Origin of the sequence: Rubripirellula obstinata, from assembly GCF_001642955.1 — a bacterium.
Lineage (GTDB): Bacteria > Planctomycetota > Planctomycetia > Pirellulales > Pirellulaceae > Rubripirellula > Rubripirellula obstinata.
In genome coordinates this window covers 1-12353 of the sequence record NZ_LWSK01000016.1, presented here as the reverse complement: position 1 = coordinate 12353, position 12353 = coordinate 1, and the positions used below count along the sequence as shown (strand labels likewise).

The 12353-nt window shown below is 55.7% G+C and carries 11 protein-coding genes; 9 read left to right on the top strand and 2 right to left on the bottom strand.

Annotation, left to right across the window (positions count from 1 at the left end; genetic code table 11):
* Positions 1-87 precede the first annotated feature (87 nt).
* Complete coding sequence (locus RC85_RS06985; protein WP_149752678.1) at positions 88-528, bottom strand: hypothetical protein; 441 nt, start codon at positions 526-528, stop codon at positions 88-90.
* A gap of 134 nt (positions 529-662) precedes the next feature.
* On the opposite strand from RC85_RS06985, the gene RC85_RS06980 reads away from it, so the two are divergent.
* The 9 genes from RC85_RS06980 (at position 663) to RC85_RS26680 (ending at position 10791) form a co-directional block, all read left to right on the top strand.
* On the top strand, positions 663-1526 hold the full coding sequence (locus RC85_RS06980) for a sensor histidine kinase (protein ID WP_068260341.1): 864 nt from the start codon (positions 663-665) through the stop codon (positions 1524-1526).
* 85 nt (positions 1527-1611) lie between these two features.
* Positions 1612-3069, top strand: a complete 1458-nt coding sequence (locus RC85_RS06975) for a sigma-54-dependent transcriptional regulator (protein WP_068260339.1) — start codon at positions 1612-1614, stop codon at positions 3067-3069.
* A gap of 279 nt (positions 3070-3348) precedes the next feature.
* Complete coding sequence (locus RC85_RS06970; protein ID WP_068260468.1) at positions 3349-4398, top strand: peptidase M42; 1050 nt, start codon at positions 3349-3351, stop codon at positions 4396-4398.
* Between the two features lie 105 nt (positions 4399-4503).
* Entirely contained in the window at positions 4504-5250 is a 747-nt protein-coding gene (locus tag RC85_RS06965) for a cysteine peptidase family C39 domain-containing protein (RefSeq protein WP_084422422.1), read from the top strand.
* 21 nt (positions 5251-5271) lie between these two features.
* Complete coding sequence (locus RC85_RS06960; protein ID WP_238383100.1) at positions 5272-6801, top strand: RimK family protein; 1530 nt, start codon at positions 5272-5274, stop codon at positions 6799-6801.
* 138 nt (positions 6802-6939) lie between these two features.
* The gene (locus RC85_RS06955; protein ID WP_068260338.1) at positions 6940-8172 is read left to right on the top strand and encodes a carboxylate-amine ligase; all 1233 of its coding nucleotides are present in this window, start codon (positions 6940-6942) and stop codon (positions 8170-8172) included.
* A gap of 42 nt (positions 8173-8214) precedes the next feature.
* Positions 8215-8910, top strand: coding sequence for an N-formylglutamate amidohydrolase (locus RC85_RS06950; RefSeq protein ID WP_068260337.1), 696 nt, complete (start codon positions 8215-8217; stop codon positions 8908-8910).
* A gap of 101 nt (positions 8911-9011) precedes the next feature.
* On the top strand, positions 9012-10358 hold the full coding sequence (locus tag RC85_RS06945) for an MFS transporter (RefSeq protein WP_235033226.1): 1347 nt from the start codon (positions 9012-9014) through the stop codon (positions 10356-10358).
* A gap of 283 nt (positions 10359-10641) precedes the next feature.
* The gene (locus RC85_RS26680) at positions 10642-10791 is read left to right on the top strand and encodes a hypothetical protein (RefSeq protein ID WP_157593894.1); all 150 of its coding nucleotides are present in this window, start codon (positions 10642-10644) and stop codon (positions 10789-10791) included.
* An 11-nt stretch (positions 10792-10802) separates the two neighbouring features.
* Here the strand turns inward: RC85_RS26680 and RC85_RS06940 are convergent, their stop codons facing one another.
* Entirely contained in the window at positions 10803-12059 is a 1257-nt protein-coding gene (locus RC85_RS06940; RefSeq protein WP_068260331.1) for a serine hydrolase domain-containing protein, read from the bottom strand.
* Positions 12060-12353 lie beyond the last annotated feature (294 nt).

Genomic DNA, 12353 nt, shown 5'->3' with positions numbered 1-12353 from the left:
ACTTTTTCCAGGTTTGAAAAAAGTTTTCCACACCGCACCCCGATGAATCCGGATCACGCCTGAATCCGGATCACGCCTGAATCCTGATCACGCCAGCGATGAATGGGATGCGAACCACCGCTGAAACGCTTCGCGAACCTGGTGGTAACCATTCAATTGCCCGTACTCCGCTTCCAGCGATTCGGCTTGCTGTAGCAAATCGCTTGCGTTGACCCAACAGTCTTTTTCCGACTCGGCTAAGGCTTGTGATGCAAAGTCTGCCGCCTGGGCTGCATCGGCTTCCACTTCGGTCAACCAGACAACCGCCGCCGCCCAGCAAGCCGCCTCTTCACCGCGAGTCGCCTTTTGAGCCAGTCTGGCCTGCCGACTGCGAATGCCCTGCAAATCTAGCTTTTTTGGACCGAAACGAGTGGGCCAATCACAGCCTTGCCAACCCGACCGAGCCGACTGAATCAATTGCTGCATCGCCTTGTGATGAGCCTGATGATTAGCAAAAAAGAATGAATCAAAGCGTTTGGGATCGACCATGGTACCAACCAAAACCGAGTGAATCGCCCGCCTGATGCCAAAAGCCAAGCGGTACTAGAATAGGGCAATCATTCGCTAAGCATTTCGTGTGCCGTAGCGACAACTCGTATCGGAAGTCGCCGACAGGAAACCCGTTGAACACATCTCCCGAAGATCAAAACGAACAAGCGTTAGTTGAACGTCGACGCCAGCGGCTTGAATCACTCGGGACACTCGCCAGCGGGATCGTTCACGACCTCAACAATCTGCTGACGCCGATTTTGATGAGCAGCCGGATGCTGCAGCGTACCGATGTCAACGTTGATCGCGATGCGTTGTTGGCAACGATTAGCACGAGTGCATCGCGGGGAGCGGACTTGATTGCCCAACTGTTAACGTTCGCCCGCGGCGGCGAAGGCGTGCATGTTCCGTTGCAAGTCGATCAAATCATTCCCGACGTGATCGCGATCCTGCGACACACCTTGCCGGAATTCATTAAACTAACCGCGGAAATCGAATCCGATCTGCCCGCAATGCTAGGCGATGAAACGGAGATCAGCCAAGTGGTGATGAATCTGGCCATCAATGCCCGTGACGCGATGAGCAGTGATGCGATGAGCAGTGACGCGATGAGCAGCGACGCGACGAGCAGCGACGCGACGAGCAGTGACGCGACGATGACGCAGGCACAAACGCTTAGCATCCGTGCCCGTTCAATGAATCTCGATACCGAGCAAACGTTTTCGTATGTCACGCTGCCTGCCGGACGTTATTTGGCCATCGCCGTTTCGGACACTGGCAGCGGTATCGCAGCAGAAGTTCGCGAGCGGATGTTTGACCCGTTCTTCACCACAAAACCACGCGGCCAAGGCACCGGACTAGGGCTGAGCACCAGCCTTGGCATCATCCGTTCCCATGGCGGTGCTATCGACGTGCAATCCCAGATCGGCGCAGGCACGACGATCACCGTCCTGTTCCCCATCGCCGAAACCTCGTCTGAACCGCACCCGCAACCGTAGCGGAAGTCGCCAAGACTTTCGGCCAGCCTTCGCATCAACTAAAAACCGAAACTCTTGGTGAGTTCCGCTACGAAAGATTCACCTCATGCAACCCAACGCCCCAACTCCATCGCTTTTGGTCGTCGACGATGATCCATTGATCTTGCAGGTCATGAAATTATGCCTGCCCGACCCCGACTACCGCGTCTACACCGCCGAGAACGCGACCGACGGACAAGCTCTGTTCAGCAAGCATGCACCCGATGCCGTGTTATTGGACATTCAAATGGCCGCCCAATCTGGTCTCGCTGCGCTTCATGAATTTCGCGAACTAGACCCGCGCGTGCCCGTGATCCTGATGACCGGCCACGGCACCGCCGAAACGGCGATCAGTGCGATGAGCGGCGGTGCGTTCGAGTACATCACCAAACCGTTCGAGCCCGATGATATCCTGCCGCTAATCGACTCGGCCATCGAAACCAGTCGCATGGCAAGGATGCCCGCAGTTCTGCCGGGCGACGATTCACCCAAAGCCAACGATGTCACGGCGGGCGAAAAAGTTCTCGGCCAATGTCCCGCCATGGTCGAAGTGTTCCGCAGCATCGGACGCGTCGCCGCACGTGACGTCGCCGTGTTGGTGCTGGGCGAAACCGGAACGGGAAAAGAAGTCGTCGCCCGAGCGATCTATCAACACAGTCAGCGTCACGACCAAGTCTTTCATGCGATCAATTGCGCCGCGATCCCTGAAAATCTTCTTGAAAGCGAACTGTTCGGCCACGAAAAGGGATCTTTCACGGGAGCGGACCAACGACGGATCGGGAAGTTTGAAGTTTGCAACGGAGGAACGTTGTTCTTGGATGAAATTGGCGACATGACACCGCTGATGCAAACCAAGATGTTGCGAGTGTTACAGGAAAAAGAATTCGAGCGGGTCGGCGGCAGCAAACCGATCAAGACCGACGTGAGAATCATCGCCGCGACCAACCGAGACCTCGATGCAGCCATGGCCGACGGCAGTTTCCGCAGCGACTTGTATTATCGCTTGAACGAATACACGATCAGCCTGCCACCGCTGCGCGATCGCGGGGATGACGTCCCAATGATGACCGAGTTCTTCTTTCGCACCTTCGCGAATCAACTCGGCAAAGACTTCCTCTCCATCGCCCCTGAAACGATGCAGGTCTTAACCTCACACAACTGGCCGGGCAACGTGCGCGAGCTACAAGGCGTCGTCAAGCAAACGCTCCTCAAATCCAGCGGCCCCGTGATCGTCCCAGCGTTCTTGCCGATCGGTTTCGGCGAAACAAAATCACCAACCGGCTCGGACGATCAGCCAAGCCCAAGCTGGACCGGTGACCTCTCCCTCGAAGTCCAGCGTCTACTCGAAAGCGGATCACAATCCATCAGCGAAGAAGTCCACGACCAAGTCGACCGAGTCCTCCTGCAAGGCATCCTCAAAGCCACCCACGGCAACATCAGCGAAGCCGCCACCCGGCTAGGCATCAGCCGCCCAACCTTGCGAAACCGAATTCGTCATCTCGGGATCAATACGACTGGGCAGTAATCGAAAATCACCGTCGCCCGTAGCGAAATTCGCCAAGACGTTCGGCCTGGAGGCGGATGATTCGCTTGAATTGGGTTCGCTTGAATTGGAAAAAACTTTTGCAGCTCCGGCAACTTCTTTTCTATGGTTCCACCCGCTGCCATCGTGTTCAATGCCGTTTTGCCTGTCCGTCATTCTGGCACGAAAACTGCAACCGCACTCGTAGCGGAAGCCGCCAAGACTTTCGACCACTGTCCACGATCACCGAAACTCTTGGCGAGTTCCGCTACGACCCACGCCATGAAACTTCACTACGCTTCGCACGAATTTCTGCACCTGCTTCGATACTTGGTTCGCGAACCGTCGGTCGTCGGCATGGAGGACGCATTCTTTCGAGTGCTTCGTCGGGAACTGGAAGAGTACCCGGTAAAGATCACTCGGTATCATGGGCTGTTGGTCGTCGAAGGCGACGAACCAGAGAGCGTCTATCTCTCCGCTCACGTCGATCGGCACGGGCTGCTATGCACCGGGCCACACGAGTTCCAGTACGCCGCGTTCATTGCGGGCAACCGAGGCGAGCTGAACGGTGATTCGATTTCCGAGCAGTTTATGGAACTGATCGCGGGACGGTTTCGCGGCCAACGGGTTCAGGCTCACGCGCCCTACGCCGGTTCGTACTTAGGGCAAGGTACGATTACCGAATCGTACATCTGTCCGCGACGAAAGAACCTGATCTTTGAAATTGACGGACTCGATTTCTTGCAACCCGGCACGCCGGTGTCCTTCATCGACCGCTTGCAGGAAAACGACGGTTACATTTCCGCTCAGTTGGACAACGTCGTCAGTGTTGCGATGTTGATCGAACTGATCCGCCGCGGCTTTTCCGGAACCGCGTTCTTTTCGGCGGGTGAAGAATCAGGGCGTAGCTGGCGGTTTGTGGCCGAGTGGTTTCAGCGACACGATACGACGACAGACCAGTTGATCGTCATGGACACCAGCCCGTTTGCCACGGTGGACGATTGCGACCAACAAGAAGTGGTGCTGCGGCACGCGGATTCTAACGCAACGTTTGATGCGAAATCGACCGAGCGACTGCGGAAGTCTTGCGATCGACTGGGGATTTCCTATTGCTTCAAAGACGATTACATCATGGCGCTGAACCGCACGCGAGAGAAACAGAGTTCGATCGGACGCACCGAACTAGGCCGACTGATCGCGGCGACGTCGGGACAGGTTTCCGGAACAACATTGCAATTGCCCACGTCGTCGTATCACACGCATTTGGAAACGGCGTCGTTGTTGAGCGTGGACGCAATGCTGCGGCTGCTATGCGATCGGTGTGAATTGTGAGGGTTCGCGCGTAGCGGAAGTCGCCAAGATTTTCGGTGTTCAGTCACGTCGTCCCCAGCACCGCCAAAAGTCTTGGCGACTTCCGCTACCCTGAAGAAACATCCATTGTCGCACGAACTTATTCTTGAAATTCAATCACAACCAAGTGACACGGCGTGCGGACCAACGTGTTTAGCGGCTGTCTATGATTATTGGCAGAAGCCGGTCGATTTAAATGACTTGCTCGGTAAAATCAGCGAACTCAATAGCGGCGGAACTCTGGCCGTCGACCTGGCATGCGACGCGCTGAATCGTGGATTCGCTGCAGAAATCGTCACCTACAACCTGCAGTTGTTTGACCCAACATGGTTTGACGCGCGAGGTGAAATGAAGTCGGGCGAGTGGTTGACGGAAAGATTGACCAAGCAGCTCGATGCGAAACAGCATCGCGGCGATTTTGACGTTGCCAGATTAGCGTCGGCGACGAAGTCGTACCTGCAGTTTCTTTCGCTCGGCGGTCGAGTACAAATGCAACCGCTCGATGAATTATTTCTCGTGTCGATGATGGCTCGCGAGACGCCGATCCTGTGCGGTTTGAGTTCGACGTACCTGTATCAAGAGTCTCGTGAGACACCCATGGGCGACGAAGACGACATCGGTGGCGACCCGACCGGGCACTTTGTCGTGCTGCACGGATTCGATCCCGTCAAACGAACCGTCTTGATTGCCGATCCGCTGCACCCCAACCCCATGGCACCGACCAACAAGTATGTCGCGCCGCTGTCGCGAGTGACGTCGGCGATCCTGCTGGGTATCGTCACGTTTGATGCGAATTTATTGACCGTCTTTCCAAAATCACAACCAAAACCATAGCGGAAGTCGCCAAGACTTTCGGTGTTCAGTCACGTCGTCCCCAGCACCGCCGAAAGTCTTGGCGACTTCCGCTACGAAAAGGAATTTATGAAAACCATCCTTGTTGCTGAATCCGGTGACGATTGGCTTGGCGAATTCGACGGCGTGCAAACCGTTGACCCACGCGACTACCTTGCTTCGCCCGACCCAAAATCACGGGGCCGCACGCGAGTCTTCAACCTCAGCCGTTCGTATGCTTACCAAAGCATGGGCTACTACGTTTCGTTATTGGCCGAAGCTCGTGGGGAACGTCCCATGCCGGACGTGACCACCATTCAAGATCTGTCCGGATCGTCTGCCGTCCGGTTGATCCCGCAACATCTGGAAGAGCTGATCGAAAACTCCTTCAAAGGACTTACCGGCGACGAATTCGTGTTGAGCGTTTATTTCGGCCAGAACCTCGCCAAGAAATACGACCGGCTCGCTCGCGAACTGTTCAACCTTTTTCAGGCACCGCTGTTGCAGTTTAAATTCGCTCGCCGCAGCAAGTGGCGACTTCGTCGTGCGTCCGCGATATCGCTGGGTGCGGTGCCGCTGAACCACCGCGACTTTGTTGCCGAGGCCGCGGCAAAACACTTCGCACGCGGAGTTTCCAGTCGCCCCAAACGCAAGTCGATGCGGTACGACATGGCGATCTTGCACAATCCCGACGAAGGCGATCTGGCACCGTCAGACGAAGCGGCGCTGAAAAAGTTGGTGAAGGCGGCCGCAGCCGAAGGTATCAACGCCGAACTGATCACTCGGTCTGATTCAGGCCGACTGCTTGAGTTCGATGCTTTGTTCATTCGCGAAACGACCGCTGTGAATCATCACACCTATCGGATCGCACGCCGCGCCGAGGCCGCGGGGATGGTGGTGATCGACGACCCGGTGTCGATCCTGCGGTGTACCAACAAGGTCTACCTGGCCGAATTGATGACGCGTGCCAAGGTGCCGACGCCGCAGACGACGATCGTTCACCGTCGCAACGCCGATGAGCTTGCAAAAACGCTTTCTTACCCGTGTGTCTTAAAGCGTCCCGATAGTGCGTTTTCGCAGGGCGTGGTCAAAGCCGCGAATGCAGACGAATTGCAAGCTCGGCTGGCTGAGTTCTTTGAGGATTCCGAACTCGTGATCGCACAAGCCTACATGCGAACCGATTTTGATTGGCGAATTGGCGTGATGGACGGAAGAGCGATGTTTGCGTGCAAGTACCACATGGCGCGCGGCCATTGGCAGATCGCCAAGCACGGCACGGACGTTAAGTCAAAACCAAAATTCGGTAAGTGCGAAACCTTTCCCGTCGAAACCGCTCCGCGAAAAGCCGTCGCGGTCGCCGTCAAAGCCGCGAACTTGATCGGCAACGGTTTGTACGGTGTCGATGTGAAAGAAGTCGACGGACATTTTTACGTCATCGAAGTCAACGACAACCCGAACTTGGATTCCGGCATCGAAGATGCGGTGCTGCGAGAGGAACTGTATCGCCGCATCATGGAATCGTTCGCAAGACGCATCGAAGCCACAAAGTCTTAGGAGCTGTTTATAGCGACCTCTTAGCCCCAAACCACCATCCCAACCGTAGCGGAAGTCGCCAAGACTTTCGGCCACGCCCCCTATCCCCAAAACCTGCCGAAAGTCTTGGCGACTTCCGCTACCATCAAAGATTCTCCCATGACACTCAAACTCTTCGACGCTTTTGGCATCGAAATGGAATACATGCTCGTCGACCGCAACACGCTGGACGTGCGACCGGTCGCCGACACCCTGCTCGCAATTCTGGCGGGCGGCAAGACGGTCAGCGATTATGAGTCTGGACCGATCACGTGGTCCAACGAACTCGCTCTGCACGTCATCGAACTCAAAACCACACTGCCCGCGACCAAGATTCGATCACTGCCATCGCAGTTTGAAACTGCAATCCGCGATTTGCGTCCAGCCCTGGATCGACTGAACGTTCGGCTGCTGCCCACCGCGATGCACCCGTGGATGAACCCCGCGATCGAAACGATTCTCTGGCCGCACGAAAACCACGAAATCTACCAAGCATATGACCGGATCTTCGATTGCAAGTCGCATGGTTGGTCCAACGTGCAAAGCGTTCACCTGAACCTACCCTTCGACGGCGATGACGAGTTCGCTCGGTTGCATGCCGCCATTCGTTTGGTGCTGCCAATCGTGCCCGCCCTGACCGCCAGTTCACCGATCGTCCACGGATGCTATACCGGCAGACTCGACACGCGGATGCAGTACTACGCCGACCATTGCCGAGTGCTCCCATCACTAACCGGGCGATTGATTCCTGAACCACTTTATGACGAAGCCAATTACCGACGCGAGGTTTTCGACAAGATCGCGGCAGACGTGGCTCCGCATGATCCCGCCGGAGTCCTGGAAGTCGACTTCCTGAACGCTCGCGGGGCAATTGCTCGCTTCGACCGTGGTTCGATTGAACTTCGCGTCATGGACGTACAAGAATACCCCGGTGCGGATGTTGCGATCTGCGCCGCCGTGATCGCGGTGGCCAAAGCATTGGTGGCCGAACAGTGGTCAACAACCCAACAGCAGAAAGCGGCGTCGACCGAATCCCTGCGAGCGATCTTGGACCGCGTCACGGTCAGTGCCGAACATGCCGTGATCGACGATGCAAAGTTTCTCGCCTTATTCAATGTTCAGAAATCATCTTGCACGACTCGGGATTTATGGGAAGTCTTGCTGGGGCGAGCGCGGCGCGATGACACCACGCTATCGAACCTCTATGCACCAATCGAAATCATCATGGATCAAGGAACATTGGCGACAAGGATTCGCGTTTCGTTGGGTGAGAAGTTCGATCACGAAGAGTTGCATAGTGTTTACGACCAGATTGCCGATTGTTTGGATACTTGGGAACCGTTCCAGGTTTAGGATTTACGCTACGTTCGATTTACGCTGCGTTCGATTTAAGTCATGACCGAATTCCTAATTACCTGCGAACATGGTGGCGACCGGGTTCCCGCCGAGTACCACTCGCTTTTTGCCACTGCCGGTGCCGCCAAAGCATTGAGAAGCCATCGCGGCTATGACCCGGGAGCTCTCGACGCCGCATTCCAATTTTCCGATGCCTTAAAGACGCAGCGAATCTGTTGTGAAACCACGCGTCTGCTGGTCGATTTGAATCGTTCGCTCGACAACCCCGAGTTGTATTCACGGTTCACTTCAACACTTTCCGAAAAGGCGAAAACCGACTTGTTGCAGAATCATTATTTTCCGTATCGCGATCGCGTGCAGCAGGCGTTGAGTGAGCGAATTGCGACGAATCGCCGAGTGATCCATCTTTCTATCCATACTTTTACGCCCCGATTCCGGGGCAAATGGCGACCGATCGACGTCGGCCTGCTTTTTGATCCGGAACGATTTTCGGAAGAATCGTTTTGTGAAGCTTGGCGTCAAAGGATCAATGATCAACATCCACGAACACGAGTGGTCGCCAACGAACCCTACGCGGGAACCGACGACGGTTTCACAACACATCTGCGTCGAAAATTTCCAGAGACGGGTTACCTTGGCATCGAGGTGGAAATCAATCACCGCTACTGGAAACGATCTGTTGATTCCCAACGAAAAGTTGTAAAAGCGTTGCTGGAAACGATCCCTCATTTGTAGCGGAAGTCGCCAAGACTTTCGGCTCTCCCCAAAACCTCCCAAGCCCGCCGAAACTCTACGCGAGTTCCGCTACTCAAAACTCAATCGCTTTGATGGACCGGATGCTGACCGCCCGTGAACTTTCCAACGATCGACCAGGCGGAGCGTCCGATCCGAACCTCAGTCGCAGCATGGGCGACGCCGCCTGTTTTGGTGGGATGGTCGGTTGTGGCGAAACGTACTTTCCCGCGTTTGCGTTGGCCGTTGGGCTTGGGGAAACCGCGGCCGGATTAGTCGCCAGTATTCCCTTGCTGGTTGGCGGCGTCATCCAATTGGGTTCGCCGTACGCGATCAAGCGAATCGGCGGATACCGTCGCTGGATCGTACTAGGCGCGTCTTTGCAGGCGCTCGCGTTTTTGCCGCTGGCGCTTGCCGCATGGCATGAAACGCTAACACTTTCGATGATGATGATCATCGCCTCGGTTTACTGGGCCGCCGGACTTTCGACCGGGCCGGCTTGGAATACTTGGATGGAACAAATCGTGCCGTCGCAACATCGAGCACGATTCTTTTCCAAACGTTCGCGATTGCAACAAACCTGCACGTTTGCATCCCTGATGGTCGCCGGGTTGGTCTTGCAGTGGGCTTCCCAGGAAGGCATCGCTTTGACTGGGTTCGCGGCGTTGTTTTGCGTCGCCGCAGGCTTACGATTGGTATCCGCCGGATTCTTGCACCGAACGCGAGAACCGAAAACGGAACACCACGCAATGCAATCGGCAATCAAAGGTGAATCAGAGTGCGTTTCAGCGGACAACCATTCTGCGATGCGATTGCTGGCCTATTTGGTCGCAATGCAGGTCTTCATCCAGCTCAGCGGACCCTACTTCGTTCCCTATATGCTGGGTCATTTGCAGTTTGGGTATGGGATCTATGTCAGTTTGGTCGCAGTCGCGTTTCTTAGCAAAGTAATGTCGCTAGCGTTTTGGGGACGCATCGCCGAACGATCCGGCGCGTCCAAGGTGCTTTGGATCGGTGGCATCGGACTGGTTCCGTTGGCGGCGTTATGGATCGTTTCGACGAACCTCTATTGGTTGTTCGCCATTCAAATCCTAAGCGGTATCGCTTGGGCGGCCTATGAACTTGGTTTCTTCCTGATGTTCTTTGAAACGCTTCCTGCGAACCAACGCACACGATTGTTGACGTACTACAACTTCGCCAACACGCTCGCGGTTTGCTTGGGAGCTCTGACCGGTGCCGCGATGCTCGCAACGATGGGATGTGAATCACGAACGTATTACTGGCTATTCGGAACCTCATCGGTTGGTCGGCTGCTTTGCTTGGGTCTGCTTGCGGGGGTCGTGCTACCCAAGGGATCACTCAAAACCATCCGCATGCGAATCCTCTCCGTCCGCCCGGGCGCGGGCAGCGTCACGGTCCCGATTATCGCCAGCGCCGAAGAATCCCCGTAGCGTAAGTCGCCGGGACTTTCGGAATGCCCAGTCTTCTGGACGGTCGATTACGGTGGATCGGAAACGTGGTACGTTGCTTTGTTGGCCTGCGCGAAACCATGTTGCCCGGAAAAGGTGTCCGACACCTTTGATTTTCCTAAAAGTCATAGCGATCACGAGCACACCATTTTTTGTCGCTAATTTTTTTGTCTAAATCCTCCCAGCCTCACTCCTAGGCCGGCAAGCACACCACGCGTTCCAGTGAAGGTTAGACAAAAAAATTAGCGACAAAAAAATTGGGAGCATGAAGGCCGTGTGGGAACTGGAAAAGGTGTCCGACACCTTTGATTTGCCCGTCCATCAAGACTACCTCATCATCCCCTACGCGATGTCCGACTACGCCACCACGTTTGCCACCATCGGAATGAAAGAGTTGCTGTCCGCGATGGCATAGTGCCAAGGTCGTCACGGAATGATCTTGTAACCCTTTTTTAGCGGCCGCCATCCGAAGACTGGGTCGATGTAGTCGGCTTTTAGCGTCGCTTGCCAACTGTCGGCGTCTTTCGCGATCCGCTTTTCGGTTTCGGGAATGTCATCGCCGTCGCTGTAACGTTGCTGAGTCACGATGATGCCGATTGTGTCGGTTTGTCGATCCCACCAGAACATCGTTCCACTTGATCCGGTATGCAAAATCCAGGATGCGACGCCGGATTCCTCGGCGGTTCCGAGCGTGAAGCCTAAACCGTAGAACGCACCGGGACGTTTGCGGAAGTACTGCTGCTGCAGGTAGGGTTTTTCAGTCCAAGTCTTGCCATCGACCAATCCGCCGTTTCGGTGCATCAGCATGAACTTGGCCAAGTCATCGGCTGTCGTCACAATGCCGCCACCGACCGAAGCGTATTGTCCGTGCGGCACGATGCGCGGATCGAGTTGACGGCGGAAGGATCCGTCGCTGCGCCAACGCCAATAGAAACTCGCCAGCTCGTCGGCGGAGTCTTCATCGGCGTAGAACGTTGTGCCCGTCATGCCAAGCGGCTTGCACATGCGGTTTTGCAAAACGTCTTCCAGCAACTGCCCCGTGGCGACTTCGATCACGCGACCGACAATGTCATAACCGATCCCGCTGTAGGCAAACCGGACGCCGGGTTGGCGAGCCATCGGCAATTTCAGTTCGGCGTCGACCGCTTCGGCCAGCGTCACGCCTTGACCACGAAACAGCAACCACGGACGCCCGCCTTTGGCCTCGTCCGCGGTAAATCCTGCGGTGTGATGTAAACACTCCCGCAGCGTTGGCATCCGATCGAGCGGTTTGGATCCTCGCAGTCGAAGCTCACGCGTTTTGGGCAACGCCTTGTCGATCGGATCCTCCAAGTCCAGAATCCCTTCGCTGGCGAGTTCGACTACCAAGGTCGAAATGATCGACTTGGATAACGATGCGGCTCGAAACGGCGTCGTCAATTCAAACCGACGTTGATTCCGCAAATCTCGATACCCAAACGATTCCCGAAACACGGTCTCGCCACGATGAATCAAGATCACGATGCCTCCAGGCACCGATCCATCTCGGACACTGGCGTCCAGGCAGTTTCGCAGTTTCGTTCCAGCCTCGCCCGAAAACTCTTGTGCTTCCAGACGGCTGGCCAATGGATCTTGCCCCGGAAGTGGCGACATCAAAATCAACATTAATAAAAATGCGAAACCGATGAGGGAGATTTTGTTCATGGCATCGGATTGTAATTCGCGAACCCCGTAGCGGAAGTCGCCGAGACCTTCGGCTTGCTTCCGAACCCGCCGAAACTCTATGCGACTTGTTGAACTATCTCGTTTTCGATGGGTTTTGGGGTGGTTTCCCCCTTACCCCCGCTGCGCTCATCGCGCAGCGGGAGCCTCGTTAAGTCGTCGTGTCGGGTTGGAGGGATAGGCGGACGGGGGAAGGCACGATGCTCAGGCCAGGCTGCTAAGGAAAGCCACAACCCGATCCGAGATGACGCTCCAGGATCGTCAGGTTGAAGGCCA